Genomic DNA, 26,885 nt, shown 5'->3' with positions numbered 1-26,885 from the left:
AACACGCGTCGGGGACACCCTTGAGCGGGCACACCCATCTGTAGGGCACGAATACGCCCGTTCCCGCAGACGTACGCATGTGTCGTCGCATCCTGCGACAAGGGAGCCGATCCCCATGGCAGAGCCAGCGATCACCCCCCGACTGACCCCGATCCCCATCGACGGAACGACTCCGTGCGGGCGCCTGGAGACAGGTGCCACGCGGCCCTGTGGAGGCCCGGCCGAGTGGCACGTGCAATGGCTGCCCGGGCACGGGTCGTTCGCGTGCGGCCCGCACATGGCGGAGGCCCGGCGGCTGTTCGCGTACATCGACCGGCATCGCGTCGGCCCGGACTGCAACATGCCGGGCGCGCTGTGGGCTCCGGGGCGCTGCGCGGTGCCCCGGAGCCGGCCCAAGGCGGCCTGACCCCGGGGGCGCGCGTCAGCCGGAGAAGGCGTCGAGGATGCGCTCGGCCGCCGACGTGGCCGTCAGCGTCCCCTCGCGGACCCGGCGTTCGACCTCGGGCGCCAGGCGGCGGACCTCTGGGTGGTCGCGCAGCCGGCCCAGCAGTTCGTCGCGGACCATGCTCCAGGCCCACTCCAGCTGCTGGTCGCGGCGCTTGGCCTCCAGCCGCCCGTCGGAGTCCAGGAGCGCGCGGTGCTGTTCCAGCCGTTCCCAGACCACGTCGAGGCCGGTGTCCTCACGGGCGCTGCAGGTGAGCACCGGCGGGGTCCAGGCGGCGTCGGCTGACTGCATCAGCCGCAGGGCGCCGGACAGTTCGCGAGCGGCGGCGCGGGCGTCGCGCTCGTGCGGGCCGTCGGCCTTGTTGACGGCGATGACGTCGGCGAGCTCCAGCACGCCCTTCTTGATGCCCTGGAGCTGGTCGCCCGTGCGGGCCAGCGTGAGCAGCAGGAAGGAGTCGACCATGCCGGAGACCGCGGTCTCGGACTGGCCGACGCCGACGGTCTCGACGAGCACGACGTCGTAGCCGGCCGCCTCCACCACGACCATGGACTCGCGGGTCGCCTTGGCGACGCCGCCGAGCGTCCCGGCCGACGGGGACGGCCGTACGAAGGCCGCGCGGTCCACCGACAACCGTTCCATCCGCGTCTTGTCGCCGAGGATGGAACCGCCGGTCAGGGTGGAGGACGGGTCGACGGCGAGCACCGCGACCCGGTGGCCGAGCCCGGTGAGCATCGTGCCGAAGGCGTCGATGAAGGTGGACTTGCCCACCCCGGGCACTCCGCTGATGCCGATCCTGCGGGCCTTGCCCGCGTGCGGCAGCAGCTCGGTCAGGAGCCGCTGGGCGAGCTCCCGGTGGTCCGGCCGCGTCGACTCCACCAAGGTGATGGCGCGCGCGATCCAGGCCCGGGAGCCGTCCAGTACGCCCTTGACGTAGGCATCGAGATCGATGGTGGGCGGCATGGGCTCACAGTTCGTGGCCGAGCGCGGCGGCGAGCCGCGTGACCAGGTCGTGTGCGGAGTCGGGGATGACCGTGCCGGGCGGGAAGACGGCGGCCGCGCCGGCCTCCAGCAGTTCGGGCACGTCCTGCGGCGGGATCACTCCGCCGACCACGATCATGATGTCCTCGCGTCCCTCGGCCGCCAGTTCCTCGCGCAGCGCGGGCACCAGGGTGAGGTGTCCGGCCGCGAGCGAGGAGACGCCGACGATGTGCACGTCGGCCTCCACCGCCTGGCGGGCCACCTCGGCCGGGGTCTGGAAGAGCGGGCCGACGTCCACGGTGAAGCCGAGGTCGGCGAACGCGGTGGCGATCACCTTCTGGCCGCGGTCGTGGCCGTCCTGGCCCATCTTGGCGACCAGGATGCGCGGGCGGCGGCCCTCGGCCTCCTCGAAACGGCCGACCAGGGCCCGGGTGCGGTCCACGGACGGCGACTCCCCTGCCTCGTTGCGGTACACACCGGAGATCGTACGGATCTGCCCGGCGTGCCGGCCGTACACCTTCTCCAGGGCGTCGGAGATCTCGCCGACGGTCGCCTTGGCGCGGGCGGCGTTCACCGCGAGCTCCAGCAGGTTGCCGCTGCCGCCCGCGGCCGCGGTCAGCGCGGTCAGCGCGTCCTGGCAGGCGGTCTCGTCGCGCTCCTCGCGCAGCCGGCGCAGCTTGGCGATCTGCTGCGTGCGCACGGAGGAGTTGTCGACCTTGAGGACCTCGATCTTCTCGTCGCTGTCCACGCGGTACTTGTTGACGCCGATCACCGGCTGGCGGCCGGAGTCGATGCGCGCCTGGGTGCGGGCCGCCGCCTCCTCGACGCGCATCTTGGGGATGCCCGCGTCGATGGCCTGGGCCATGCCGCCCGCGGCCTCGACCTCCTGGATGTGCTGCCAGGCGCGGCGCGCGAGGTCGTACGTCAGCTTCTCCACGTACGCGGATCCGCCCCACGGGTCGATGGCCCGGTTGGTGCCCGCCTCCTGCTGCAGCAGCAGCTGGGTGTTGCGGGCGATGCGCGCGGAGAAGTCGGTGGGCAGCGCCAGCGCCTCGTCGAGGGCGTTGGTGTGCAGCGACTGGGTGTGGCCCTGGGTGGCGGCCATCGCCTCCACGCAGGTGCGCGTGACGTTGTTGAAGACGTCCTGCGCGGTGAGCGACCAGCCGGAGGTCTGCGAATGGGTGCGCAGGGACAGCGACTTGACGCTCTCGGGCTCGAACTGCTTGACCAGCTTCGCCCACAGCAGGCGCGCCGCGCGCAGCTTGGCGACCTCCATGAAGAAGTTCATGCCGATCGCCCAGAAGAACGACAGCCGCGGCGCGAAGGCGTCCACGTCCAGACCCGCACCCAGACCGGCCCGCAGGTACTCCACACCGTCGGCGAGGGTGTAGGCCAGCTCCAGGTCGGCCGTGGCCCCGGCCTCCTGGATGTGGTAGCCGGAGATGGAGATCGAGTTGTAGCGCGGCATCCTCTGCGAGGTGTACGCGAAGATGTCGGAGATGATCCGCATCGAGGGCTTCGGCGGGTAGATGTAGGTGTTGCGGACCATGAACTCCTTGAGGATGTCGTTCTGGATGGTCCCGGCCAGCTTCTCCGGCGGTACGCCCTGCTCCTCCGCGGCGACGATGTAGAGCGCGAGCACCGGCAGCACGGCGCCGTTCATGGTCATCGAGACGGTCATCCGGTCGAGCGGGATGCCGTCGAAGAGCTGCCGCATGTCGTAGATCGAGTCGATGGCGACGCCCGCCATGCCGACGTCGCCGGTGACGCGCGGGTGGTCGCTGTCGTAGCCGCGGTGGGTCGGCAGGTCGAAGGCGACCGACAGGCCCTTCTGGCCCGCGGCGAGGTTGCGCCGGTAGAACGCGTTGGACTCCTCGGCGGTGGAGAAGCCCGCGTACTGGCGGATCGTCCAGGGCTGGTTGACGTACATCGTGGGGTACGGGCCGCGCAGGTAGGGCGCGATACCCGGGTAGGTGCCCAGGAAGTCCAGGCCCTCCAGGTCGCGGCCGGTGTACAGCGGCTTGACGCCGATGCCCTCGGGCGTCTCCCACAGCAGGTCCTCGACGGCACGGCCGGTGGTCTCCTTGACCGCCGCACGCCACTGGTCCTCGGTGGCACCGCTGCCGGCGCCCGGTCCGAGCTCGATCTCGGAGAAGTCCGGGATCCGCATCACGCCACTCCCATCCGGTCGAGAACCGAGGTCAGGACGGCGACCGCGTCGCCGCCCGCGAAGACGAACGCGTCCACGCCCGCCTCCGTGTACGCCTGCTCCCGCGCGCCCGGGCGCCCGGCCAGGAACACCGCGTCCGCGCCCGCGGCCTTGAGGGCGGCGGCCACCTCGGCGGCCTGCTCCTCGTACAGCGCGTCGCTGGAGCACAGGCACGCCACCTGGGCGCCGCTGCGGGCGAAGGCCCCGGCCACGGAGCCGGCGTCCACGGACACCGGGTCGTGCACGGGCTCGATGCCGCCGGCCTGGAACAGGTTGGCGGCGAAGGTGACCCGGCCGGTGTGCACGGCGGCGGCGCCGAGGGCGGCCAGGAACACCCTGGGGCGGACGCCGGTGGCCGCCAGATGCGCGTCCGAGCGGGCGCGCAGCGCCTCGTACGCCTCGTCGCGGCGGACCCTCGGCAGTCCGCCGGAGGGGGCGGCCGGGGCCGGGTCGCGCTCGACCGGCGCCTCGGAGAGCAGCGGGAACTCGCTGACGCCCGTGATGGGTTCGCGGCGCTTGGCCAGCGCCTTGGCCCGCACCCGCCAGGTGGCGGCCAGGCGCTCGCCCACCAGGCCGGAGGCCATCGCCGCGGCCTGGCCGCCGGCGCGCTCCAGTTCCTGGAACCAGGACCAGGCGGCGTCGGCGAGTTCCGCGGTGAGCCGCTCCACGTACCAGGAGCCGCCGGCCGGGTCGACGACCCGGGCCAGGTGGGACTCCTCCATCAGGATGGTCGAGGTGTTGCGGGCGATGCGCCGGGCGAAGGCGTCGGGCAGGCCGAGCGCGTGGTCGAACGGCAGCACCGTGACCGAGTCCGCGCCGCCCACACCGGCGGCGAGCGTCGCGACGGTGGTGCGGAGCATGTTCACCCACGGGTCGCGGCGGCTCATCATCACCGACGAGGTGACGACGTGCTGGCGCTGCGCCCCTGCGGCCGCGCTCGCACCGCACACCTCGGCGACACGGGACCACAGCCGGCGGGCCGCGCGCAGCTTGGCGATGGTCAGGAACTGGTCGGCGGTGGCGGCGTAGCGGAACTCCAGCTGCCCGCACGCTGCGTCGGCCGGCAGCCCGGCCGCGGTGAGCGCGCGCAGGTAGGCCACGCCGGTGGCGAGGGAGGCGCCGAGTTCCTGGGCCGCCGAGCCGCCGGCCTCGTGGTACGGCAGGGCGTCCACGGTCAGCGCGCGCATCCCCGGGTACTGCTCGTGGGCGCGCCGGGCGAGCCGCGCCGCCGCGGTGGTGTGCGCGTCGAGCGCCGCGGGGTCCCCGGTGCGGGCCAGGTGGCCCAGCGGGTCGGCGCCGAGGTTGCCGCGGGCGGCCTCGCGGGCGACGCCGCGCTCCTCGTACAGCGCGAACAGCGCGCCGGCCGCCGCTTCGGTGTCGGGGCCGGCGTCGAGGACCACGGGCGCCAGGTCGAGGTAGACCCCCTGGAGCGCGGTGCCGAGCGCGGCGGCGGGGACGCCGGAGCCGCCGACGGCGAGCCAGAGGGAGGTGACGCCGTTCTCCAGGTCGGCGAGCACCGCCTCGTTGGTGCGGACCGCGTCGGGCCGCGTATGGCGCTGCCGTACGTCCCAGCCGCCGGCCACGGGGCCCGCGGGCGCGGCGCCCCGGGTGAAGGGCGCGAAGCCGGGGAGTCCGACCGCGTCGCCGAAGGCTCCGGGCGCGTCGGGCGCGGTGTACAGCGGGCGCGTGGTGAGCCCGTCTTCGAGGGTGGTGGACAGCGCGTCCTCCACCGCCTCTCCCGAGACGTCCTTGCCCGCCTTGCGCAGCACGCCCTCCACGAGGGACTGCCATTGCGCACGGCTCGCATCCGGGAATTCGGCGGCCAGAGAAAGCCCGTCGTCAGGCAGGACCGTCATGCTCAAAGGTTAGTGGGCGTTAGCAGGTGAGCAGCAGGGGCAACGCCTGTGACCTAGCCCATTCCGGGCCGTCTTGATCGGTTCCACTCCGATGCCCTATCCGGGGGTCTGCCCGGGGGTCCTGTCCGGCGGGGCGGCGGCCGTGCCGTCCCGCGCGCCGCCCGTGCCGGCGGCGCCGAGCTCGGCGACCTCGCGCCGCAGCTCCCTGACCTCCCGCAGCAGTTCCTCGGTGATCTCCTGAAGGCGGCGGCCCTCCTCCTCGTCCTCCTGGAAACGGGCCAGGAACCAGGCCGCGATGTTGGCGGTGACCACACCGAGCAGGGCGATCCCGGACAGCATCAGGCCGACGGCGATGAGCCGGCCGACGCCGGTGGTGGGGGCGTGGTCGCCGTAGCCCACGGTCGTCATCGTCGTGAACGACCACCACAGCGCGTCGCCGATCGTGCGGATGTTCCCGTGCGGCGAGTGCCGCTCGGCCTCCAGGACGGCGACCGAACCGAACGCGAGCAGCCCCAGCACCGCGCCCACCACATAGGTGGTCAGCCGTACCTGCGCCGCCAGCCGGACCCGCTGGCCCACCAGGAAGAGCGCGGACACCAGACGCAGCAGCCGCAGCGGCTGGAGCAGCGGCAGCACGACCACGGCCAGGCTCAGCGGCTGGCGCTTGACGAAATCCCACCGGTGCTCGCTGAGCCCCAGGCGGACCACGTAGTCGCCCGCGAAGAGCGCCCAGATGCTGCGCTCGGTCCAGCGCGCGGTGGTGATGAGCGCCGGATCGGCGTCCGGCAGCAGGATCGGCAATGCGTAGGCCGCGCCGAACACCATCGCCAGGGCGAGCAGCGGCGCCCTGGTCTGCTGCTCCCAGCGGTCGAGACGGTTCATGGGGGCAGTATCCCGTGCCCGCCCGGAGCGCCGGGCGTCCCGGCCGTCGCGGGATGTCCGCCGCTGACCTGCGACGACACCGAGGAGGGTGTCTCGCTCAACTACGCTTCCGGGGCAAGATGTCGGCTGGCGTGAGCGCTGTCGGGCGGACGGCGGGTTGGCGCAGGCTTCGCGGGTGCTTCTCCTTCGCGCCAACGGGAGTTCGCGCGGGCCTGGTGACACTGGCCACCCCTGTTACGGCCGCGGACATCCCGGGAGACAGGCCTTACATGAACGCCATCGACCGCAGACGCTTCATGCAACTGGCGGGCGGTACCGCCGCCTTGTCCGTGCTTTCCACCAGCATCGCCCGAGCGGCGGAGATCCCGGCGAACCGCAGGACGCGTTCGCTCCAGGATGTCGAGCACATCGTCGTCCTGATGCAGGAGAACCGCTCCTTCGACCACTACTTCGGCACGCTGCGTGGTGTCCGCGGTTTCGGTGACCCCCACCCGGTGACGCAGCCGAACGGCAAGCCGGTGTGGTACCAGTCGGACGGCACGAAGGACGTGCTGCCCTTCCGCCCGGACCACGACGACCTCGGGCTGGCGTTCCTGCAGGACCTGCCGCACAGCTGGAACGACGGCCACGCCGCCGTCAACCAGGGCAAGTACGACAAGTGGGTGCCCGCCAAGTCCGCCACCACCATGGCGCACCTGACCCGCGACGACATCCCCTTCCACTTCGCGCTCGCCGAGGCCTTCACGATCTGCGACGCGTACCACTGCTCGTTCATCGGCTCGACCGACCCGAACCGCTACTACATGTGGACGGGGTACACGGGCAACGACGGCAAGGGCGGCGGCCCGGTCCTCGGCAACGAGGAGGCGGGCTACGCCTGGACCACGTACCCGGAGCGCCTGCAGCAGGCGGGCGTGTCGTGGAAGATCTACCAGGACGTCGGCGACGGCCTCGACGCGGCCGGCGGCTGGGGCTGGATCGAGGACGCCTATCGCGGCAACTACGGCGACAACTCGCTGCTCTACTTCGACCAGTACCGCAACGCCAAGCCCGGCGACCCGCTGTACGACAAGGCCCGCACCGGCACCGACGCCAAGAACGGCGAGGGCTTCTTCGACATCCTGCGCGCCGACGTCACCGCCGGGAAACTCCCCCAGGTCTCCTGGATCGTGGCGCCCGAGGCGTTCACCGAGCACCCCAACTGGCCGGTCAACTACGGCGCCTGGTACATCGCGCAGGTGCTGGACGCGCTCACCTCCAACCCCGAGGTGTGGAGCAGGACCGCGCTGCTGATCACCTACGACGAGAACGACGGCTTCTTCGACCACGTCGTGCCGCCGTTCCCGGCCGCGTCCGCCGCGCAGGGCAAGTCCACCGTCGACGTCACCGGCGACCTGTACGCAGGTTCGGGATCCCGCCCGGCGGGCCCGTACGGGCTCGGCCAGCGCGTGCCGATGTTCGTGGTGTCGCCGTGGAGCAAGGGCGGTTACGTCTGCTCGCAGACCTTCGACCACACCTCGATCCTCCAGCTGATCGAGCGCCGCTTCGGGGTCACCGAGCCCAACATCTCGCCCTGGCGCCGCGCGGTGTGCGGTGACCTGACCTCCGCGTTCGACTTCCGGCACACGGACACCGACGCGGCGGAGCTGCCGGACACGAGCGGCTACCTCCCGCCGGACAACGACCGCCACCCCGACTACGTGCCGACCCCGCCGGCCAAGGGCGCGCTGCCCCGGCAGGAGCACGGCATGCGCGCCGCGCGGGCCCTGCCGTACGACCTGTCGGCCGACGGCCGGGTCAGCACCGCCACCGGGTCGCTGCGGATCGACTTCGCCTCGCACGGCACCGCGGGCGCCGGTTTCCTGGTGACATCGGCGTCGCACGCCGCCGGCCCCTGGACGTACACCGTCGAGTCGGGGCGCTCGCTGTCCGACACCTGGAGCGTCGCCGAGGACGCCCAGGGCGGCTACGACTTCACCGTCCACGGCCCCAACGGCTTCCTGCGCCGTTTCGGCGGGCGGGTCACCGGCGCGGGCCCGGAGGTCAGCGCCCGCCACGACGGGGACCTCGGCATCGCGCGGCTCGTCCTGACCAACGACGGCGCCACCACGGTGGAGTTCACGGTGGCGGACGGGTACGGCAAGGAGAGGACGGCCACCTACAAGCTGCGTCCCGGCGCCCGCGTCGTGCACTCCGCGGAGACCGAGCGCAGCAAGGGCTGGTACGACCTCACCGTGACCGCGGACCACGACACGTCCTTCGTGCGCCGTCTGGCCGCCCATGTGGAGAGCGGCTACACGAGCACCAGCGACCCGGCCATCGCCGCCCGCTGACCGCCCGCTCCCGGCCGCGACCCGGCATCCCGCCGGGCCGCGGCCGGCGGTCGTCACACTGTCGCGGACGCGGGGCCGCCGGGCCCCCGGTACGGGAGGGTCTGCCGATAGACGACGCTGGTGGTCGTGCTCCCGAAGCCGGCCAGTTCGTCCATGACCTCCTCCAGATGGGCCATGGACGTCGCGGCGACCTTCAGCACGTAGCAGTCGTCGCCCGTGGTCCGCAGGCACTCCAGGATCTCCCGCCGTTCGCCGAGCAGGCGGCGCAGCGGCTCGTGCCGGCTGCCGGGGTACTTCAGCCGGACGACCGCGAGCACCGGGAACCCGGCCCTGCCCAGGTCGACCTCGGCCCGGTAGCCCGTGACGACGCCCAGCGCCTCCAGCCGGCGGACCCGCTCGGTCGTCGCCGACGCGCTCAGACCGACCCGGCGGGCGAGTTCGGTGAACGGGACGCGCCCGTCACGCTGCAACTCGTCCAGGATCGCCCAGTCGGTCGCGTCAAGAGTCTCGGCCATGTGCCGAGAATACCGGTGGATCCACGGCAGTTCGGCCCGTAGACCGTGAGGAATCACTTACGCACGGCTACCCGCGGTGGATAGCCTGACCGTCATGCGCTGTGGTGTGAACGTCCCGAATTTCGGACCGGGTACCGACCCCGGTGTGCTGCGCGACTGGGCGCGGACGGTGGAGGGGCTCGGCTTCGACCTGCTGATGGTCTCCGACCACCTGGTGGTGACGCCCGACGTGGCCGAGCAGTACCCCGCCCCGTTCTACGAGCCGTTCACCACGCTGTCGTGGCTGGCCGGGGTCACCGAACGGGTGAGGCTCGGGACCACGGTGCTGATCGTGCCGTACCGGCACCCGCTGGCCGTGGCCCGGATGGCCGCCAACCTCAACGCGCTCAGCGGCGGGCGGCTGGTGCTGGGGGTGGGCATCGGCTGGGCGCGCCAGGAGTTCGAGGCGCTCGGTGTTCCCTTCGAGCGGCGCGGGCGGCTGACGGACGAACACCTGGGGGCCATGCGGGCGGCGTGGCGGAACGAGGCCGACTACGCCGGCGGGCCGATCCCGCTGTGGGTCGGCGGCAACAGCGACGCGGGCATCCGGCGGGCGGTCCGGCTGGGCGACGCCTGGCATCCGCTGCGCGCCACGATGCCGTGGATGCGCGAGGCACTCGGCCGGCTCGCGTCGGCCGCGCGGGAGGCGGACCGGCCCGTCCCGGCGTTCGCTCCCCGGATCCTGCTGCGCCTGACCGACACCCCCGTCGCCACGCCCGACCGGCGTGCCGGTGAGGGCACGCTCGACCAGATCATGGACGACCTGCGGCAACTGCGCCTGATGGGCGCCGAGTCGGTCGTCCTCGACCCTTTCGGCGGCGACCCCCACGAGACGCTGCGCCCGCAGGGGGCGTGGCACGCGCTCGCGGCGGTGGCCGCCCGGCGCGCGGAGACGGAGACGGAGACGGAATGACGATGGACGACGAGACGACACGCCTGCTGCGCAGGGCCGTCGCACTGGCCGCCGAGGCCCGCGCCTCGGGCAACCCGCCCTTCGGGTCGCTGCTGGCCGGCCCCGACGGCACGGTCCTGGCGGAGGAGCGGAACAGCAGCATCACCGACGGCGACATCACCGCCCATCCCGAACTGAAACTGGCCCGCTGGGCGGCCCGCGAGCTGGACCCGGCGACCGCCGCCGCCACGACGATGTACACCAGCTGCCAGCCCTGCGGCATGTGCGCGGGCGCCCTGGAGCGCTCCGGCCTCGGCAAGGTGGTGTACGCGCTGTCCGGTGAACAGCTCACCGGCCTGAAGTCGCCTGCCGCGAAGGCCGGGTTCCCGCGTGTTCCGCAGGAGGGCCCGGCCCTCTACGACGAGGCCCGCGTCCCGGTCGAGGGCTACTACTGACCGGGCGCCGGCCGGCGTCACTCCTGCTTCTCCCCGGAGGCGAAGCGGGAGATGATCAGGGCGACGATGATGATGGCGCCGTTGAGGAACTGGTTCCACAGCGGCGGCACGCCCGCCAGCGTCATGACGTTGACCACGAGTTGCAGGGTGAGCACACCGGTCAGCGCCCCGAACAGCGTGCCGCGCCCGCCGTTGAGGCTGACGCCGCCGATGACGGTCGCGGCAAAGACCTGGAAGATCCAGCCGCTGCCCTGGTCGGCCGAGATCGACCCGTAGTGCCCGCTGTACAGGACGCCCGCGAAGGCCGCGAGCACCCCGCCGACGATCAGGACCACCCAGGTGATCCGGTCCACGCGGATGCCCGCGGTGCGGGCGGCCTCGGCGTTGCCGCCGATCGCGTACAGGGCCCTGCCGTGGCGCAGCCAGGCGAGCGCGCAGCCGCCGACGGCGAACAGGAGGGCGCAGACCCAGATCGCGGCGGGCACCCCGAACCAGGAGGCGTGCCCCAGATAGGTGAACGAGCCGGGCAGCTCGACGATGGAACGCCCCTCGGAGATGGCGATCTGCAGACCGCGCAGCATGGTGAGGGCGCCCAGGGTCACGATGAACCCGTTCAGGCGCAGCTTCAGGATCAGGAAGCCGTTGATCGCGCCGATCACCGCGCCCACCAGCAGGCACAGCGGGATCGCCGTCCACACGGGAAGGAGTTCCAGGCCGGTGAAACGCCCACCGGAGGAGGGCAGCACGAGCCACACGGCGATCACCGGGGCGACGCCGATGGTGGACTCCAGCGACAGGTCCATGCGCCCGGCGATGAGGATCAGCGCCTCGGCGAGCACCAGCAGGCTCAGCTCGGTGGACTGCTGCGCCACGCCGATGAGGTTGTCGGAGGTCAGGAAGGCGGGCGAGACGATGAAGCCGATGACCCCGAGCACGAAGATGGCCGGGACGAGGGAGAGTTCGCGGAAGCGCGCGAAGCCGCCGGGCCCGCGGCGCGGCACGTCCGCCGCGGAGTCCTTCGCGGTGGGCACCGGGGGTTCGGTGACGTCGGTGGTGGCGGACATGACTACCTTTCCTGCTCTCGGGGGCCGGGGACACCGGCGGTGTCGTTCGCTCCGGCGGACGGGGCGCGGGACACGCCCTCCATGGCGGCGACGAGTTCCTCGTCCCGCCAGCCCCGGCCGAACTCCGCGACGACCCGGCCGTGGAACATCGCCACGATCCGGTCGCAGGCCCTCAGGTCGTCCAGTTCGTCGGAGATGATCAGTGCCGCCCGGCCCGCGCCGGCGACCTGGCGGATCCTGCCGAGCAGGAATTCCTTGGACCGCACGTCGACGCCGTTGGTCGGCCGGACCGCCACCAGGACGTGCGGGTCGGTGGCGAGCGCGCGGGCGACCACGACCTTCTGCTGGTTGCCACCGGACAGCGCGGAGACGGGCGTGGCGAAACCCGGGGTCCTGATGTCCAGGTCCGCGATCATTCGCTCGGCGAAGTCCCGGGTGCGTGAGGGGAGCACGGTACCGAACGGCCCGAGCTGGTCGGTGACGGTCAGGGTGGCGTTCTCGGCCACGCTGCGGTTGCCGACCAGTCCCTGGTGGTGCCGGTCCTCGGGGACCAGGCCCACGCCCGCCGCGATCGCGTCGGGCACCCCGCCGGCCCGCACCGGGCGCCCGGCGACGGCGATCCGCCCGGTGTCGGCGCGGTGCAGACCCGCGATCGTCTCGCCGAGCCGGACATTGCCGCTCGCGGTGGCCCCCGCGAGGCCCACCACCTCACCGGCGCGCACCGAGAGGCTGACGTCCTGGTACGCCCCGTCGAGCGTCAGTCCTGCGACGGAGAGCAGTTCCGGCCCTTCGCCCTCGCCGGGCACCGGGGCCGCGGCCGTGGTGCCCTCGGGCCGCACCGCCCCGGCGGACTCGCCCGTCATCGCCTCCACCAGGGCGTCGTGGTCGATCTCGGCCACGGGCGCGGTGACGATGTGGCGGGCGTCGCGGTAGACGGTGACGGTGGTGCAGAGGTCGTAGACCTCCTGCAGGTGGTGCGAGATGAACAGGAAGGCCACGCCCTGGCGTTGCAGGTCGCGGAGCTTGTCGAACAGACGCGAGATGCCGCGGGCGTCCAGGCGCGCGGTGGGCTCGTCGAGGATGATGAAGCGCGCGCCGAAGGACAGGGCCCGCGCGATCTCGACGAACTGCCGCTGCTCGACCGTGAGGTCACGGGCCCGTGCGGCGGGGTCGATGTCGACCCCGTACTCGGCGAGCAGGTCCGTCGCCCGCTGCCGCAGGGTCTTCCAGCTGATGGGGCGCAGCGCGGTGGCGCTCTGCCGGTTGAGGAAGAGGTTCTCGGCCACCGACAGCTCGCCGATGACCGTGGAGCGCTGGTAGACGCACGCGACACGGGCGCGCCAGGCGTCGGTGTCCCCGAACGAGGGAGCCGGCGCGCCGGAGAAGCGCAGGCTCCCCGCGTCGGGCTGGTGCAGGCCGGTGAGGATGCTGACGAGGGTGGACTTGCCCGCGCCGTTGCGGCCGACGAGTGCGTGCGACTCGCCGGCGGCGACCGAGATGCGGGCGTCGCGCAGCGCCACGGTGGCGCCGAAGCGTTTGCCGATCCCGGTCGCCTCGGCCACGGGGGGCGGAGCGGTGGCGGGGTCCGCCATGGTGGATTCCGTTCTGCGGATGCGGTGCGGGCGGGTGCAGCTGTGCGGTGCGGTGCAATGCGGTGCCGTGCGATCCGGTGGGGCCGGCCGCCGGCCGGCCCCGGGGTCGCGATCAGCCGATGTTGTTGCCCCACAGGGCCTTGTCGTCGACGTTGTCCTTGGTCACCAGCGGCGCCGGGAGCTGATCCTCCAGGCCGTTGGGGATGCTGATGATGGTGGAGTCGTGGTCGGTGGGCCCGGCCTGGAAGGTCTTGCCGTCGGCCGCGGCCTTGGCGTAGAAGAGCGCGTACTTGGCGTACAGGTCGGCGGGCTGGGAGACGGTCGCGTCGATCTCGCCCTTGCGGATCGCGTCGAGCTCCTGCGGGATGCCGTCGTTGGAGACGATGAAGATGTGGCCCTTCTGGCCGGCCGGCTTGAGCAGGCCCTTCTGCTTCAGCAGGGCGAGGGTGGGCTGCAGGAAGACACCGCCCGCCTGCATGTAGACACCGCCGAGGTCGGGGTGCTGGGCGAGCAGGCTCTGCAGCTTCGCGGAGGCCACGTCGCCCTTCCAGTCGGTCGGCAGCTCGAAGACCTGGATCCCGGGGAACTTGTCCTTCATGCAGGCCGCGAACGCCTCGGAGCGGTCACGCCCGTTGATGGAGTCGAGCGCGCCCTGGAACTCGGCGACCTTGCCCTTGCCGCCCATCTGCTCACCGAGGAACTCGCACGCCTTGGTGCCGTACGCCTTGTTGTCGGCGCGGACGACCATGTAGACGTCGCCCTTGTCGGGGCGGGTGTCCACGCTGACGACCGGGATCTTCTTGCCGGCCAGGGTGTCGAGCGTGGAGGCGATGGCGCCGGTGTCCTGCGGGGCCATCACGACGGACTTCGCGCCGGTGTTCTCGAAGACCTGCACGTTGGCGACGAGCTTGGTGACGTCGTTCTGGGAGTTGCTGCGCGGCAGGGCGTTCAGGCCGTCGTCCTTGATGCCCTGCTCGATGTACTGCGCGTAGGAGTTCCAGAAGTCGGAGTCGGAGCGCGGCAGGTCGATGCCGATGGCCGGCTTCTTGTCCCCACCTGCTCCGGCGGTGCTGTCGCTGCCGCGGTTGCAGGCGGTGGCGAGGGCGGCCATCGCGAGTGCGGCCGCGGCGACCGCGGCGGTGGAGCGCGTACGGGCGAGCTTCATGGCCGTGTTCTCTCCTTGCCCAATGCGGGGGCGATTCATCCGAGGTATCGCGGACGAGAAGGAAAGTAAGTCCGCCGTGCTGCCATGACAACCCCCTGTACGGACACGATCGGACGAATCCGTCGACCACAGTGCCCGCGACGCTCTCCTGTCACAGACATCCGAGGAATGGATTGCCAGCCGCGGCCGATGGCGCTTACAGTCACCGTGGCGCGAGACCTCCGATGTCTTGCCCATGGCCGAGCGTGAAAGGCAGCCACTTGTCCGCGACCTCCGCCTGTATCACCGCGATCGACACCCATGACATCCGGTTCCCCACCTCACGGGAACTGGACGGGTCCGACGCGATGAACCCGGACCCCGACTACTCCGCCGCGTACGTGGTGCTGCGCACCGACGCCGGCGACGGCCTGGAGGGGCACGGCTTCGTCTTCACCATCGGACGCGGCAACGACGTCCAGGTCGCGGCGATCGAGGCACTGCGCCCCCATCTGATCGGCCGCCCGGTGGACGAGGTGTGCGCCGACCCCGGCTCGGTCGCCCGCGACCTGACCGGCGACAGCCAGCTGCGCTGGCTGGGCCCTGAGAAGGGCGTGATGCACATGGCGATCGGCGCCGTCGTCAACGCCGTGTGGGACCTGGCCGCCAAGCGCGCCGACAAGCCGCTGTGGCGCCTGCTGGCCGACGCGGAGCCCGAATGGCTGGTCTCCCAGATCGACTTCCGCTACATCGCCGACGCCCTCACCCCCGAACGCGCCCTGGAACTGCTGCGCCGCGGCAAGGAGGGCGCGGCCGGCCGCGCCGCGACGCTCGAGAAGCGGGGCTACCCCGGCTACACCACCTCGCCCGGCTGGCTCGGCTACTCCGACGAGAAGCTGACGCGGCTCGCCAAGCAGGCGGTCGCCGACGGCTTCGCCCAGATCAAGCTGAAGGTCGGCGCCGATCTGGACGACGACGTCCGGCGGCTGCGCGCCGCCCGCGCCGCCGTCGGCGCCGACGTGCGCATCGCGATCGACGCCAACCAGCGCTGGAACGTCGGCGAGGCCGTGGCCTGGGTGAACGCGCTCGGCGAGTTCGAGCCGTACTGGATCGAGGAGCCGACCTCGCCGGACGACATCCTCGGCCACGCCGCCGTCCGCGAGGCCGTGGCCCCCGTGAAGGTCGCCACCGGCGAGCACGTGCAGAACCGCATCGTCTTCAAGCAGTTGCTGCAGGCCGGGGCGATCGACGTCCTGCAGATCGACGCGGCGCGCGTCGGCGGCGTCAACGAGAATCTGGCCATCCTGCTGCTGGCCGCCGCCTTCGGTGTGCCGGTCTGCCCGCACGCGGGCGGGGTGGGGCTGTGCGAGCTGGTGCAGCACCTGTCGATGTTCGACTACGTGGCGCTGTCCGGCACCGTCGAGGACCGCGCCATCGAGTACGTGGACCATCTCCACGAGCACTTCGTGACCCCGGTCGTGATCCGGCAGGGCCACTACACCGCACCCGCGGCACCCGGTTTCTCCGCGCAGATGAGACCGGAATCGATCGACGAATTCCGCTACCCGGACGGTACGTTCTGGGTGGCCGACCGGGCACGGCAGGAGGGACAGCAGGCATGAGCGGACTGGACGGACTCGACGGGCTGACAGCTCTGGTGACGGGCGGCGCCTCGGGCATCGGACTGGCCACCGCGCAACTGCTCGCGGAGCGCGGCGCCCGGGTCGCCGTGCTCGATCTCGCGCCCGGCGCGCTGCCGGAACCGCTGCTGGCGTACAAGGCGGACGTGTCGGACGACGCCTCCGTCCGGGCCGCGGTCGACGCGGCGGCGCAGGAGCTCGGCGGTCTCGACATCCTGGTCAACAACGCCGGGATCGGCGCCGCGGGCACCGTCGAGGACAACCCCGACGAGCAGTGGCACCGCGTGCTCGACGTCAACGTCCTCGGCATGGTCCGCACCACCCGCGCGGCCCTCCCCCACCTGCGGCACTCCGCCCACGCCGCGGTCGTCAACACCTGCTCGATCGCCGCGACCGCGGGTCTGCCCCAGCGCGCGCTGTACAGCGCGAGCAAGGGCGCGGTGCTCTCGCTGACCCTGGCGATGGCGGCCGACCACATCCGCGAGGGCGTCCGCGTCAACTGCGTCAACCCCGGTACCGCCGACACCCCGTGGGTGGCGCGACTGCTGGACGCGGCCGACGACCCCGAGGCCGAGCGCGCGGCGCTGCGGGCCCGGCAGCCCATGGGCCGCCTGGTGACCGCGGACGAGGTGGCCGCGGCCATCGTCTACCTGGCGAGCCCCGCCGCCGCCTCGGTCACCGGCACCGCGCTCGCGGTCGACGGCGGCATGGCCGGGCTGCGCCTGCGCCCGGCCGGGCAGTGAGAGGAACGGCCGGGATGCGACGCAACGCGCTGGGCCGCAGCGGCGTCCCCGTGACCGCGGTGGGCTTCGGCGCCGCCGCGATCGGCAACCTCTTCTCGCCCGTCACCGACGAGGCGGCGGCGCAGGCCGTGGACGCCGCCTGGGACGCGGGCATCCGCTACTTCGACACCGCCCCGCACTACGGCCTGGGGCTGTCCGAACGGCGGATCGGCGCCGCCCTGCGGGACCGGCCGCGGGAGCAGTACACCGTCTCCACCAAGGTGGGCCGGCTCCTGGTGCCCTCCGGGGACGGCGGCGCGACCGGCGACGACCTGGCGAACGGCTTCGCCGTCCCCGCCACCCACCACCGGGTCTGGGACTTCAGCGCCGACGGTGTGCGCCGCAGCATCGAGGACAGCCTGGAACGCCTCGGCCTCGACCGCATCGACGTCGCCTTTCTGCACGATCCCGACGGGCACGCCGAAGAGGCCTTCGGCCAGGGCTACCCCGCCCTGGAGAAGCTGCGCTCCGAGGGCGTCGTGGACGCCATCGGGGCCGGCATGAACCAGACGGGCATGCTCGCGCGCTTCCTGCGCGACACCGATGTGGACGTGGTGCTGATGGCCGGCCGCTACACGCTGCTGGAGCAGGAGGGCCTGGCCGAAGTGCTGCCGGAGGCGGCGGCACGCGGCAAGAGCGTGGTCGTGGGCGGCGTCTTCAACTCCGGCCTGCTGATCGACCCGCACCCGGACGCCCGGTACGACTACGCGCCGGCGCCCGGCCCCGTCCTGGCCCGGGCCCGCCGGATCCAGACCGTCACCGGCCGCCACGGCGTCCCGCTGCGCGCGGCGGCCCAGCGCTTCCCCGCGGCGCATCCGGCCGTGTCCAGCGTGCTGCTGGGCCTGCGCTCGCCCGCGGAGGTGCGGGACGCCGAGGCGATGCACAAGCACCCGCTGCCGGCCGCCCTCTGGGACGACCTGCGCGCCGAGGGACTGCTCGACGCGGGCGTGCCCGTCCCCGCCGGGGAGGCGTGATGAGGGTCGCACTGCACACCAGGGTCCGCGCGGACCGGACCGAGGAGTACGAGGCGGCGCACCGCGAGGTGCCCGGGGAGCTCACCGCCGCGATCCGCGCCGCCGGCGTGCGCGAGTGGACGATCTGGCGCAGCGGCAGCGACCTGTTCCACCTCCTGGACGTGGACGACTACCCGGCGATGATCGCCGCACTGGAGCGACTGCCCGTCAACATCGCCTGGCAGGCCCGGATGACGGAGCTGCTCGAGGTCGCGCACGACTACTCGGCGGACGGCGCCGGGGCGACCCTGCCGGTGGTGTGGGAGCTGTGAGCGTGCCGCACGGCGTCGTGGACGCCCACCACCACATCTGGGACCTGTCCGTCCGCGACCAGGACTGGATCACCGGGGAGCGGCTGGCCCCGCTGCGCCGTTCGTTCTCCGTCGCCGACCTCGAACCGGAGGCGCGGGCGGCGGGCGTGACCGCCACCGTCCTCGTCCAGACCGTCACCGTCGCGGAGGAGACGCCGGAGTTCCTGGCCCTCGCCGCGCGGGGCGGGCTCGTCGCGGGCGTCGTGGGCTGGACCGACCTGACGGACCCGGCGGTCGCCGACCGGCTGGCCGCCTTGCGCGAACTGCCCGGCGGCGAGCGTCTGGTGGGCATCCGCCACCAGGTGCAGGGCGAGGCCGACCCGGAGTGGCTGCTCCGCCCCGACGTGCGGCGCGGGCTGCGCGCCGTGGCCGACGCCGGTCTGGTGTACGACCTGGTGGTCCTGGCCGAGCAGTTGCCTGCGGCCGCCAAGGCCGCGGCGCTCCTGCCCGACCTGGTGTTCGTCCTGGACCACCTGGGCAAACCCCCCATCGCCGCAGGCACGTTGCGGCCGTGGGCGGACGACGTACGGGCGCTGGCCGCGCTGCCCAACGCCGTCTGCAAGCTGTCCGGCATGGTCACCGAGGCCGACTGGGACACCTGGACCCCCGCCGACCTCGCCCCCTACGCCGGCACCGTGCTCGACGCGTTCGGCCCGGACCGCCTGATGTTCGGCTCCGACTGGCCGGTCGCGCGGCTCGCCGCCTCCTACGCCGAGGTCGTCGACGCCGCCCGTACCCTCACCGCCGGCCTCACCCCGGCCGAACACGATGCGGTGTTCTCCGGAACCGCCCGCCGCGTCTACGGCCTCTGACCCCGCGAGCGGTCCGGTCCGGCGGAGTCACGAAGCGGACAGCAGGTCCGCGACGTGCCCCCGGGCCGCCCGGGCCGGTCGGCGGCGGGACGGGCGACGTGCTCGTCGGGGACGCGCCGCACGGGAGCGGGCGTCCACCCGGCCGTCGACCGGGAGCACCCGCAGGAGCCCGGCGCGACCCGGCCCGGTGATCCCCGCTCTCCGCCGACCCCGCTCGGTCCCCGGGAACGGTGACTAGACTCCCACCCCTGGCAGGACGAGGGACGGGCGTGATCGCGTGGGCGACGACAGACCGGACGCACCCCCGCCGCACACGGCGGGTCGGCTGACCGTGCGCGACGTCCTGGACCTGGACCTCGTCACGCCCTGGGGCCCGGAGGTCGTCGCGGGCTCCGCGCACCTGCACCGCGCGGTGCGCTGGCTGCACGTGGCCGAGGCGCTGGACGTCGGGGTCATGCTCAGCGGCGGCGAGATGGTGCTCACCACCGGCCTGCTCCTGGCGGGCGACGAACGGGCGCAGCGCGAGTACATCGAGTCGATGCAGCGCGCCGACGTCGCCGCCGTGGTCCTGGGCCTCGGCCGCGCCTTCCGCACCACGCCGGAGCCGATGCGGCGGGCCGCCGAGCGCTGCGGGGTGCCGCTGATCGTGCTGCACCGGCCGGCGCCGTTCGCCCGGCTGACCGAGGAGGTGCACGCGCGCCTGGTGCACGGCCGCTTCGCCGCCCTCGACCTGTCGGAGCGGATACGGTCCTCGCTGACCGTGCTCAATCTCTCCGGGGCGACGCTGCAACGGGTGCTGGACGAGATCGCCACTCTGAGCGGCTGCCCGGCGCTCGTGGTCAATCTCGCGCAGCGCGTCCTGGCCTCGGCCGGCGACCAGGGGTCGCTGAACGGGCTGCTGCGGGACTGGGAACGGGTTTCCCGCCAGGTGGCGGAGCTCGCGGGGAGCGGGGCTGTGACGGTCGGCCCGGACGGCTGGATCGTGGCACCGCTGGAGGCCAGGGGGCAGCAGTGGGGCCGGCTGGTGCTCGTCGGCCACCAGGGCACCGAGGAGTCGGGGCACGTGCTGGGGGCCCGCGCCGCCGAGGCGCTGGCCATGCACCGTCTGCTGGGCGACCGCGACCGGGGCTGGGAGGACCAGGCCGCCGAGTCGCTGCTGCTCGACCTGGCGTCGGGCACCGCCCGCCCCGAGCAGTTGCTGACCCGGGTCCGCGCGGCCGGTCTGCCGGTCAACCGGCGCGTCTTCGTCCCCGTGGTCGTACGCCCCCTCGGCCCGGCACCCGACGGCCGGGACGACGTGCCGGAGCTGATCGAACGCGCGCTGGCGGAGCATCCCGACGTCGCGGGCCTGGTGGCCCGGATCGGCCCGGCCGGGACGGCGGTCCTGCTCAGTGTCCCGTACGGGCAGGACACCGACGCCGCCGTGCGGCGGGTCGCCGTCCACGTGCACGAGGAACTGGCGGCCCGGGGCCGGACGGCGGTCGCCGGGGCGGGCTTAGGCTGCCGCGAACTGGACGCGGTCCGGCGCTCCTTCGTCGAGGCGGTGCACGTCGCGGACGCGGCGGTGGCCGGCCCCCCGGCGGCACCGGTGGCGCGGCTGCGGGACGTGCGGCTGCGCGGCCTGGTCCGGCTGATGCGGGACGAGCCGGAGCTGCAGGCCTTCATCGGGCGGGAATTGGGGCCGCTGCTGCGGAACCCGGCACTGCTGGACGTGCTGCGCACCTATCTGGACACCGGCCGCAACAAGTCGGCGGCGGCGCAGGTGCACCACGTCAGCCGCCCGGCGTTCTACCGGCGGCTGCAGAGCATCGAGTCACTGCTCGGCATCGACCTGGACGACTGGGAGCAGCTGACGTCGCTGTACGTCGCGCTCCTCGCGCACGAGGCGCAGCGCGCCGCGGGGCCCGGGGCCGACCGCTGAGGCGGCCGGGGCCCGGGCCCCGTGTGCGGGCGCCGGGTCAGGTCCTCCGCTCCGGGGCGAGCCGGGTCAGCAGGAGGTAGACGACCAGGGAGGCGGCCAGCCCCACGGCCCAGCCGTAGTCGGCGAGCGGCTTGAGGAAGGGGATCATCCCGTCGACGGGGAACGGTCCCTGCTTGACGCCCTTCGCGTCGAGTCCGGAGTGCGAGCCGCCGATGGCGAGGACGCCGCCGACCGCGAACGCCACCAGCGCCCGCCAGTTCCAGCCGCCGTCGTACCAGTAGCGGCCCTCCGCCCGGTACAGGTCGGCGAGTTCGAGCCGGGTGCGGCGGATGATCCAGTAGTCGGCGATGAGGATGCCGGCCACGGTGCCGAGCAGACCGCCGACCGTGCCGAGCCAGGTGAAGATGTACGCCTGCGGGCTGGCCAGCAGCTTCCAGGGGAAGATGACGACACCCACGACCGCGGTGATCAGCGCGCCGGCGCGGAAGCTGATCCTGCGCGGCGCGATGTTGGACAGGTCGAAGGCCGGCGAGACCACGTTGGCCGCGATGTTCACCGACAAGGTGGCCACCAGGACCGTGATGAGCGCGAAGAGCACCCCGGCCCAGTTGTCCAGCTTGGCGGCCAGCGCCACCGGGTCCCAGATCGGCTCCCCGTACACGGCCTGCGAGCCCGAGGTGACCAGCACCGAGAGCAGCGCGAACAGCGTCATCGTGGTGGGCAGGCCCAGGGACTGGCCCCACAGCTGGGCGCGCTGGCCCGCGGCGTAGCGGGTGAAGTCGGGGATGTTCAGGGACAGCGTCGACCAGAAGCCGATCATGCCCATGAGCGCGGGGAAGAAGACCTTCCAGAATCCGGGTCCCCAGCCGAGCGAGGAGGGCTGGTCGAGCAGCGGGCCGAATCCGCCGGCCTTGACGCTCATCCAGATCAGCAGCGCGATGGCGCCGGCGATGACGAAGGGCGCCGCCCAGTTCTCGAACCGCCGGACCGTCTCCATGCCGCGCACGATGATCGCGACCTGCAGGATCCAGAAGATCACGAACGACAGCCACTGCGTCCACGGGTAGCCGCCGATGTGGCCCGCGGTCGCCCAGTCGTCGCCGAACAGCTTCCCGGCGAGCAGGAAGATGCCGGAGCCGCCGATCCACGTCTGGATGCCGAACCAGACGCAGGCCACCGCCGCCCGCACCAGGGCCGGCAGGTTCGCGCCCCGGACGCCGAAGGACGCCCGCGCGAAGACCGGGAACGGGATGCCGTACTTGGGCCCCGCGTGGCCGGTGAGCAGCATCGGCACGAGGACGACGAGGTTGGCCAGGGCGATGGTGAACACCGCCTGCTTCCAGTCCATGCCGAGCGCCACCAGACCGGAGGCGAGCGTCCAGGAGGCGACGTTGTGGGCCATGCCGACCCACAGCGCGGTGAAGTTGTACGTGGTCCACTTGCGTTGGGCCAGCGGGACCGGGAGCAGGTCCTCGTTGGCGTACGGGCCGGTCGGGATCGCGTCGGGCGCGAGCTCGACGCGGCCTTCGGCCCCGGTTCTTCCGGCGGGCGGTGGAGCGGTGGCTGTCATGGCAGCAGCCCCTTCGTTCGAGACGCGGACGGGGATCGAACGCTTGCCGTGCGGGTGGCGGTGGGGGGATGCGGGGGTCGGGTCGCGGCGTGTCCGGGTCAGCCGCTGACGGCGGGGATCACCGTCGAGCCGTAGACGTCGATGACCGACTCCTTGGTGTCCTGCATGTTGTAGAGCGCGAACTGGTCGACGCCCAGGGCCTTGAGGGCGGTCAGCTTCTCGATGTGCTGCTCCGGCGTGCCGATCACGCAGAAGCGGTCGACTATCTCGTCCGGGACGAAGGCGGTGTCGGGGTTGCCGGTGCGGCCGTGGTGGGCGTAGTCGTACCCCTGACGGGCCGTGATGTAGTCCGTCAGCTCCTGCGGGACCGCGCTGGAGTCGTGGCCGTACTTGGAGACGAGGTCGGCGACGTGGTTGCCGACCATCCCGCCGAACCAGCGGCACTGCTCGCGCGCGTGCGCCAGTGCCCGCGGGGAGTCGTCCTCGGTGACGTACGCCGGCGCGGCGACGCAGATCCGCACCTCGTCCGGATTGCGGCCTGCCCGCTCCGCGGCGTCCTTGACGGTCTTGACCATCCACTCGGTGAGGTAGACGTCGGCGAGCTGGAGGATGAAGCCGTCGGCCTTCTCGCCGGTCATGGCGAGGGCCTTGGGCCCGTAGGCGGCCATCCACACGGGCAGGCTCGCACCCTCCTTCACCCACGGGATACGTACGTGCGCCCCGCCCAGGTCGGCCTCGCGGCCCTCGGCGAGTTCGCGGATGACGTGCATGGCCTCCTCGATGCGGGCCAGGGTGTTGGGCTTGCGCCCGGCCACCCGCATCGCCGAGTCACCGCGGCCGATGCCGCAGATCACACGGTTGCCGAACATGTCCGCGAGCGTGGCGAACGTCGAGGCCGTCACCTCCCACGTCCGCGTCCCCGGATTGGTGACCATCGGCCCCACGACCAGCCGCTCGGTCTGCGCCAGGATCTGGCTGTAGATGACGAACGGCTCCTGCCACAGCACCGCCGAGTCGAAGGTCCAGCCGTAGCCGAAGCCGTTGCGCTCGGCACGCTTCATCAGCTCCACGACGCCCGAGGCGGGCGGGTCCGTCTGCAGGACGAGACCGAATTCCATTGCTCTGCTCCCCTGGGTGGCTGGTCGTGGTCAGACGAGGTACTGGCAGGTCGCACGGGTCTGGTAGCGGCCGTGGCCGGCCCGGCCCAGGTAGCGGTCCTGGTCGATGATCACGGTGCCGCGGGACAGGACGGTGCTCGCCCTGCCGCGCACGCGCTTGCCCTCGTAGGCCGAGTAGTCGACGTTCATGTGATGGGTCTCGGCGGACATGACCTGCTCGGCCGCCGGGTCGTAGATCACGATGTCGGCGTCCGCACCCGGCGCGATCGTCCCCTTCCGCGGATACAGCCCGAACATCCGCGCCGGAGCGGCACACGCGATCTCGATCCACCGCCGCCGGCCGATGTGCCCGTCCACCACCGCCTGATGCAGCAGATCCATCCGGTTCTCCACCCCCGGCAGCCCGTTCGGGATCTTCGAGAAGTCCCCACGACCGAGCTCCTTCTGCCCCACGAAGCAGAACGGGCAGTGGTCGGTCGACACCACCTGGAGATCGTTGGTCCGCAACCCCTTCCACAGCGCCGCCTGGTGCTCCTTCGGCCGCAGCGGCGTCGAGCACACGTACTTCGCGCCCTCGAAGTCCGGCTCCGCCAGGTTGTCCGTCGACAGGAACAGATACTGCGGACAGGTCTCCCCGAAGACGTTCAGGCCGCGGTCACGGGCCGCCGCCAGTTCGGCGAGCGCCGACTCGGCCGACACGTGCACCACGTACAGCGGCGAACCGGCCACCTCCGCCAGCTTGATGGCACGGTGGGTGGCCTCGGCCTCCAGCAACTCCCGCCGCACCTCGCCGTGGTAGCGGGGATCGGTCCTCCCCGCGGCCAGCGCCTGCTCGACCAGCACGTCGATGGCGATGCCGTTCTCCGCGTGCATCATCACCAGGCCGCCGTTGTCGGCGCCGCGCTGCATCGCCCGCAGGATGCGGCCGTCGTCGCTGTAGAACACGCCCGGATACGCCATGAACAGCTTGAAGGAGGTCACGCCCTCGTCCACGAGGAGGTCCATCTCCTTGAGGCTGTCCTCGGTGACATCGGACATGATCGTGTGGAACGCGTAGTCGACGGCGCAGTTGCCCTCGGCCTTCGCGTGCCAGGCGTCCAGTCCGGCGCGCAGCGACTCGCCGACGGACTGCACGGCGAAGTCCACGATGGTCGTGGTCCCGCCCCAGGCGGCGGCCCGGGTACCGGTCTCGAAGGTGTCCGAGGCGTGGGTGCCGCCGAAGGGCAGCTCCATGTGGGTGTGCGCGTCGACGCCGCCGGGGATGACGTACTTCCCGGTCGCGTCGATCACGGTGTCCGCCGTCCAGCCCTCGGCCACGGTGCTGCCGGTGGCGGCCAGGGCGACGATCCGCTCGTCCTCGACGAGCACGTCGGCGTGGGTCTCCTCGGCGGCGGTGACGACCAGTCCGCCGCGGATCAGAATCCGGCTCATGTCCTCCGTCCCTCCCCTCAGGCCTCGGTCAGCGGGCCGTAGGCGTCAGGGCGGCGGTCCCGGTAGAAGGCCCACTGCTGGCGGACCTCCTCGATCTGCCCGAAGTCCAGGTCGCGCACGACCAGTTCCTCCTCCTTGTCCGAGGCCACGTCGCCGACGAACTGCCCGCGCGGGTCGACGAAGTACGAGGTGCCGTAGAAGTCGTTGTCGCCGTACTCCTCCTGGCCGACCCGGTTGATCGCGGCCACGAAGTACTCGTTGGCGACGGCGGCGGCCGGCTGCTCCAACTGCCAGAGGTAGGCGGACAGTCCACGGGACGTCGCGGAGGGGTTGTAGACCAGCTCGGCTCCGGCGAGGCCGAGGGCGCGCCAGCCCTCGGGGAAGTGCCGGTCGTAGCAGATGTAGACGCCGACCTTGCCGACCGCGGTGTCGAAGACCGGCCAGCCCAGGTTGCCGGGCTTGAAGTAGTACTTCTCCCAGAAGCCCTTGACCTGCGGGATGTGGTGCTTGCGGTACTTGCCGAGATAGGAGCCGTCGGCGTCGATCACGGCCGCGGTGTTGTAGTAGAAGCCCGCCTGCTCGACCTCGTACACCGGTACGACCATCACCAGGTTCAGTTCCTTCGCCAGCGCTTGCATGCGCCGCACCGTCGGGCCGTCCGGCACGGGCTCGGCCCAGCGGTAGTGCTCCGGCTCCTGGACCTGGCAGAAGTACGGGGCGTTGAAGACCTCCTGGAAGCCGATCACCTGCGCCCCCTGGGCGGCGGCCTCACGGGCGTACCGCTCGTGCAGGTCGATCATCGATTCCTTGTCGCCGGTCCACCTGGTCTGCACGAGCGCTGCGCGCACAACTCGACTCATCGGTCTTCCCTCCGAAATCGCGGCGAGGAGCGGGCCCCGGAGCTCGACTCCGGGCCGCTTGTCGGCTGACCTTAGGAGCCGGGAGGCGCGGGGTGCAGTACCACGCTGTAACGCGATCGGGGCCCCCGCGTTCCGTCGCGTCACCTGCGCGGATGCCCATCAGGGCGATGTCAGGGGTGCTCGCTCGCCCGGTGAAATCGGCGTTTCGTCACCGCCCCGGGGGTTACCGGCCGGTGTCGCGGCGGCGCTGGCACCTCACCGACAAGACCACGAGTCTGGACAAAAATATTCTTCGGTGAGAGCCTGGGGCCATGTTGGACGTGACCGTGATCGAGGACTCCGCGGCGGCCGCCGCCTCCCTGGACCCCGTACGGGCCCGGCTCCTGGCCGAGCTCGCCGGCGGCCCCGCGTCGGCGACGATGCTCGCCGCGCGGGTCGGGCTGCCCCGGCAGAAGGTGAACTACCACCTCAGGGCGCTGGAGTCGCACGGCCTGGTGGAGCTGGCCGGGGAACGCCGCAAGGGCAATGTCACCGAGCGGCTGATGCAGGCGACCGCCGCCTCGTACGTCATCTCGCCGCTCGCGCTGGCCGCCGTGCAGCCGGACCCGGGCCGCTTCCGGGACCAGCTGTCCGCCCGCTGGCTGCTGGCCGTCGCCGCCCGTCTGGTGCGCGACGTCGGCACCCTGATCACCGGCGCGGCCAGGGCCCGCAAGCGGCTCGCCACCTACGCCCTGGACGGCGAGGTGCGCTTCGCCTCCGCCGCCGACCGGGCCGCCTTCGTGGAGGAGCTGACCCGCGGCGTCGGCGCGCTGATCGCCAAGTACCACGACGCGGACGCCGAAGGCGGCCGCGAGCACCGCATCGTCGTCGCGCTCCATCCCACCGTCAAGGAGCCCGCACCCGGGCCGCAGTCGGCGCCGGAGTCCGCGCCGTCCGCGCCCGCCATCGAGCAGTCACCGTGAGCGGACCCGCCGCAACGCAGGCCGTGTCCACCGCATCCACCGCGTCGTCCCCGCACCAGCG

General features: G+C 72.4%; 23 protein-coding genes. 11 read left to right on the top strand and 12 right to left on the bottom strand.

Annotation, left to right across the window (positions count from 1 at the left end):
- Nucleotides 1-115 precede the first annotated feature (115 nt).
- The gene (locus ACFYXS_RS32990) at nt 116-406 is read left to right on the top strand and encodes a hypothetical protein (RefSeq protein WP_389254915.1); all 291 of its coding nucleotides are present in this window, start codon (nt 116-118) and stop codon (nt 404-406) included.
- 15 nt (nt 407-421) lie between these two features.
- Here the strand turns inward: ACFYXS_RS32990 and meaB are convergent, their stop codons facing one another.
- The 4 genes from meaB to ACFYXS_RS32970 all read right to left on the bottom strand — a co-directional run bounded on the left by meaB (nt 422) and on the right by ACFYXS_RS32970 (nt 6,370).
- Nucleotides 422-1,405 carry a methylmalonyl Co-A mutase-associated GTPase MeaB gene (meaB, locus tag ACFYXS_RS32985; RefSeq protein ID WP_389254913.1) on the bottom strand — a complete coding sequence of 328 codons (984 nt, stop codon included), beginning with the start codon at nt 1,403-1,405 and terminating at the stop codon, nt 422-424.
- A 4-nt stretch (nt 1,406-1,409) separates the two neighbouring features.
- Nucleotides 1,410-3,593, bottom strand: a complete 2,184-nt coding sequence (scpA, locus tag ACFYXS_RS32980; protein WP_389254911.1) for a methylmalonyl-CoA mutase — start codon at nt 3,591-3,593, stop codon at nt 1,410-1,412.
- Entirely contained in the window at nt 3,593-5,488 is a 1,896-nt protein-coding gene (locus ACFYXS_RS32975) for a methylmalonyl-CoA mutase family protein (RefSeq protein ID WP_389254909.1), read from the bottom strand. The genes scpA and ACFYXS_RS32975 overlap by 1 nt, the downstream gene beginning before the upstream one ends.
- Before the next feature lie 96 nt (nt 5,489-5,584).
- A complete protein-coding gene (locus tag ACFYXS_RS32970) occupies nt 5,585-6,370 on the bottom strand; it encodes a potassium channel family protein (protein ID WP_389254907.1) in 786 nt (261 codons plus the stop codon).
- A gap of 269 nt (nt 6,371-6,639) precedes the next feature.
- Here ACFYXS_RS32970 and ACFYXS_RS32965 point away from each other — a divergent pair, with 269 nt between their 5' ends.
- A complete protein-coding gene (locus ACFYXS_RS32965; protein WP_389254905.1) occupies nt 6,640-8,703 on the top strand; it encodes a phosphocholine-specific phospholipase C in 2,064 nt (687 codons plus the stop codon).
- 53 nt (nt 8,704-8,756) lie between these two features.
- On the opposite strand, the gene ACFYXS_RS32960 is transcribed toward ACFYXS_RS32965, so the two are convergent.
- Nucleotides 8,757-9,218 carry an Lrp/AsnC family transcriptional regulator gene (locus ACFYXS_RS32960; RefSeq protein ID WP_389254903.1) on the bottom strand — a complete coding sequence of 154 codons (462 nt, stop codon included), beginning with the start codon at nt 9,216-9,218 and terminating at the stop codon, nt 8,757-8,759.
- 94 nt (nt 9,219-9,312) lie between these two features.
- On the opposite strand from ACFYXS_RS32960, the gene ACFYXS_RS32955 reads away from it, so the two are divergent.
- Nucleotides 9,313-10,170, top strand: coding sequence for an LLM class flavin-dependent oxidoreductase (locus ACFYXS_RS32955; protein ID WP_389254901.1), 858 nt, complete (start codon nt 9,313-9,315; stop codon nt 10,168-10,170).
- Between the two features lie 2 nt (nt 10,171-10,172).
- A complete protein-coding gene (locus tag ACFYXS_RS32950) occupies nt 10,173-10,604 on the top strand; it encodes a nucleoside deaminase (RefSeq protein ID WP_389255078.1) in 432 nt (143 codons plus the stop codon).
- 17 nt (nt 10,605-10,621) lie between these two features.
- On the opposite strand, the gene ACFYXS_RS32945 is transcribed toward ACFYXS_RS32950, so the two are convergent.
- The 3 genes from ACFYXS_RS32945 to ACFYXS_RS32935 form a co-directional block, all read right to left on the bottom strand.
- Nucleotides 10,622-11,668 (bottom strand): ABC transporter permease, encoded by a 1,047-nt coding sequence (locus ACFYXS_RS32945; RefSeq protein ID WP_389254899.1) that lies wholly within the window; start codon nt 11,666-11,668, stop codon nt 10,622-10,624.
- A gap of 2 nt (nt 11,669-11,670) precedes the next feature.
- Nucleotides 11,671-13,260, bottom strand: a complete 1,590-nt coding sequence (locus ACFYXS_RS32940; protein ID WP_389254897.1) for a sugar ABC transporter ATP-binding protein — start codon at nt 13,258-13,260, stop codon at nt 11,671-11,673.
- Between the two features lie 112 nt (nt 13,261-13,372).
- Entirely contained in the window at nt 13,373-14,425 is a 1,053-nt protein-coding gene (locus tag ACFYXS_RS32935) for a sugar ABC transporter substrate-binding protein (protein ID WP_389254895.1), read from the bottom strand.
- 260 nt (nt 14,426-14,685) lie between these two features.
- Here ACFYXS_RS32935 and ACFYXS_RS32930 point away from each other — a divergent pair, with 260 nt between their 5' ends.
- From ACFYXS_RS32930 to ACFYXS_RS32905, 6 genes are all read left to right on the top strand, one after another.
- Nucleotides 14,686-16,026 carry an enolase C-terminal domain-like protein gene (locus tag ACFYXS_RS32930; protein WP_389254893.1) on the top strand — a complete coding sequence of 447 codons (1,341 nt, stop codon included), beginning with the start codon at nt 14,686-14,688 and terminating at the stop codon, nt 16,024-16,026.
- The gene (locus ACFYXS_RS32925) at nt 16,023-16,787 is read left to right on the top strand and encodes an SDR family NAD(P)-dependent oxidoreductase (RefSeq protein WP_389254891.1); all 765 of its coding nucleotides are present in this window, start codon (nt 16,023-16,025) and stop codon (nt 16,785-16,787) included. The genes ACFYXS_RS32930 and ACFYXS_RS32925 overlap by 4 nt, the downstream gene beginning before the upstream one ends.
- A 14-nt stretch (nt 16,788-16,801) precedes the next feature.
- Nucleotides 16,802-17,800 carry an aldo/keto reductase gene (locus tag ACFYXS_RS32920; RefSeq protein WP_389254889.1) on the top strand — a complete coding sequence of 333 codons (999 nt, stop codon included), beginning with the start codon at nt 16,802-16,804 and terminating at the stop codon, nt 17,798-17,800.
- Nucleotides 17,800-18,111, top strand: a complete 312-nt coding sequence (locus ACFYXS_RS32915; RefSeq protein ID WP_389254887.1) for an L-rhamnose mutarotase — start codon at nt 17,800-17,802, stop codon at nt 18,109-18,111. Before ACFYXS_RS32920 ends, ACFYXS_RS32915 begins: the two co-directional genes overlap by 1 nt.
- A complete protein-coding gene (locus ACFYXS_RS32910) occupies nt 18,108-18,962 on the top strand; it encodes an amidohydrolase family protein (protein WP_389254885.1) in 855 nt (284 codons plus the stop codon). The genes ACFYXS_RS32915 and ACFYXS_RS32910 overlap by 4 nt, the downstream gene beginning before the upstream one ends.
- Nucleotides 18,963-19,239: 277 nt before the next feature.
- Complete coding sequence (locus ACFYXS_RS32905) at nt 19,240-20,883, top strand: PucR family transcriptional regulator (RefSeq protein WP_389254883.1); 1,644 nt, start codon at nt 19,240-19,242, stop codon at nt 20,881-20,883.
- A 37-nt stretch (nt 20,884-20,920) separates the two neighbouring features.
- Here the strand turns inward: ACFYXS_RS32905 and ACFYXS_RS32900 are convergent, their stop codons facing one another.
- The 4 genes from ACFYXS_RS32900 to ACFYXS_RS32885 all read right to left on the bottom strand — a co-directional run bounded on the left by ACFYXS_RS32900 (nt 20,921) and on the right by ACFYXS_RS32885 (nt 25,862).
- Nucleotides 20,921-22,453: an NCS1 family nucleobase:cation symporter-1 gene (locus ACFYXS_RS32900; protein WP_389254881.1), complete on the bottom strand. Its 1,533-nt coding sequence runs from the start codon at nt 22,451-22,453 to the stop codon at nt 20,921-20,923.
- Between the two features lie 98 nt (nt 22,454-22,551).
- Nucleotides 22,552-23,571 carry a TIGR03842 family LLM class F420-dependent oxidoreductase gene (locus ACFYXS_RS32895; protein ID WP_389254879.1) on the bottom strand — a complete coding sequence of 340 codons (1,020 nt, stop codon included), beginning with the start codon at nt 23,569-23,571 and terminating at the stop codon, nt 22,552-22,554.
- 30 nt (nt 23,572-23,601) lie between these two features.
- Nucleotides 23,602-25,002, bottom strand: a complete 1,401-nt coding sequence (gene hydA, locus ACFYXS_RS32890; protein WP_389254877.1) for a dihydropyrimidinase — start codon at nt 25,000-25,002, stop codon at nt 23,602-23,604.
- A 17-nt stretch (nt 25,003-25,019) separates the two neighbouring features.
- Nucleotides 25,020-25,862, bottom strand: a complete 843-nt coding sequence (locus ACFYXS_RS32885; RefSeq protein WP_389254875.1) for a nitrilase-related carbon-nitrogen hydrolase — start codon at nt 25,860-25,862, stop codon at nt 25,020-25,022.
- A gap of 311 nt (nt 25,863-26,173) precedes the next feature.
- On the opposite strand from ACFYXS_RS32885, the gene ACFYXS_RS32880 reads away from it, so the two are divergent.
- Nucleotides 26,174-26,824, top strand: coding sequence for an ArsR/SmtB family transcription factor (locus ACFYXS_RS32880; RefSeq protein ID WP_389254873.1), 651 nt, complete (start codon nt 26,174-26,176; stop codon nt 26,822-26,824).
- Nucleotides 26,825-26,885: the final 61 nt, after the last annotated feature.

Source organism: Streptomyces sp. NPDC002574, from assembly GCF_042889545.1.
Lineage (GTDB): Bacteria > Actinomycetota > Actinomycetes > Streptomycetales > Streptomycetaceae > Actinacidiphila.
Note: the sequence above shows the minus strand (reverse complement) of the source record. Positions and strands in the feature narration are given on the sequence as shown.

What these genes read in the sequence shown, in the direction of transcription:
- ACFYXS_RS32990 (WP_389254915.1), top strand. Translation starts at nt 116, where the DNA reads ATGGCAGAGCCAGCGATCACCCCCCGACTGACCCCGATCCCCATCGAC.
- ACFYXS_RS32935 (WP_389254895.1), bottom strand. Translation starts at nt 14,425, where the DNA reads ATGAAGCTCGCCCGTACGCGCTCCACCGCCGCGGTCGCCGCGGCCGCA.
- meaB (WP_389254913.1), bottom strand. Translation starts at nt 1,405, where the DNA reads ATGCCGCCCACCATCGATCTCGATGCCTACGTCAAGGGCGTACTGGAC.
- ACFYXS_RS32960 (WP_389254903.1), bottom strand. Translation starts at nt 9,218, where the DNA reads ATGGCCGAGACTCTTGACGCGACCGACTGGGCGATCCTGGACGAGTTG.
- ACFYXS_RS32900 (WP_389254881.1), bottom strand. Translation starts at nt 22,453, where the DNA reads ATGACAGCCACCGCTCCACCGCCCGCCGGAAGAACCGGGGCCGAAGGC.
- hydA (WP_389254877.1), bottom strand. Translation starts at nt 25,002, where the DNA reads ATGAGCCGGATTCTGATCCGCGGCGGACTGGTCGTCACCGCCGCCGAG.
- ACFYXS_RS32925 (WP_389254891.1), top strand. Translation starts at nt 16,023, where the DNA reads ATGAGCGGACTGGACGGACTCGACGGGCTGACAGCTCTGGTGACGGGC.
- ACFYXS_RS32940 (WP_389254897.1), bottom strand. Translation starts at nt 13,260, where the DNA reads ATGGCGGACCCCGCCACCGCTCCGCCCCCCGTGGCCGAGGCGACCGGG.
- ACFYXS_RS32950 (WP_389255078.1), top strand. Translation starts at nt 10,173, where the DNA reads ATGGACGACGAGACGACACGCCTGCTGCGCAGGGCCGTCGCACTGGCC.
- ACFYXS_RS32885 (WP_389254875.1), bottom strand. Translation starts at nt 25,862, where the DNA reads ATGAGTCGAGTTGTGCGCGCAGCGCTCGTGCAGACCAGGTGGACCGGC.
- ACFYXS_RS32970 (WP_389254907.1), bottom strand. Translation starts at nt 6,370, where the DNA reads ATGAACCGTCTCGACCGCTGGGAGCAGCAGACCAGGGCGCCGCTGCTC.
- ACFYXS_RS32920 (WP_389254889.1), top strand. Translation starts at nt 16,802, where the DNA reads ATGCGACGCAACGCGCTGGGCCGCAGCGGCGTCCCCGTGACCGCGGTG.
- ACFYXS_RS32945 (WP_389254899.1), bottom strand. Translation starts at nt 11,668, where the DNA reads ATGTCCGCCACCACCGACGTCACCGAACCCCCGGTGCCCACCGCGAAG.
- ACFYXS_RS32895 (WP_389254879.1), bottom strand. Translation starts at nt 23,571, where the DNA reads ATGGAATTCGGTCTCGTCCTGCAGACGGACCCGCCCGCCTCGGGCGTC.
- ACFYXS_RS32915 (WP_389254887.1), top strand. Translation starts at nt 17,800, where the DNA reads ATGAGGGTCGCACTGCACACCAGGGTCCGCGCGGACCGGACCGAGGAG.
- scpA (WP_389254911.1), bottom strand. Translation starts at nt 3,593, where the DNA reads ATGCGGATCCCGGACTTCTCCGAGATCGAGCTCGGACCGGGCGCCGGC.
- ACFYXS_RS32955 (WP_389254901.1), top strand. Translation starts at nt 9,313, where the DNA reads ATGCGCTGTGGTGTGAACGTCCCGAATTTCGGACCGGGTACCGACCCC.
- ACFYXS_RS32880 (WP_389254873.1), top strand. Translation starts at nt 26,174, where the DNA reads ATGTTGGACGTGACCGTGATCGAGGACTCCGCGGCGGCCGCCGCCTCC.
- ACFYXS_RS32975 (WP_389254909.1), bottom strand. Translation starts at nt 5,488, where the DNA reads ATGACGGTCCTGCCTGACGACGGGCTTTCTCTGGCCGCCGAATTCCCG.
- ACFYXS_RS32965 (WP_389254905.1), top strand. Translation starts at nt 6,640, where the DNA reads ATGAACGCCATCGACCGCAGACGCTTCATGCAACTGGCGGGCGGTACC.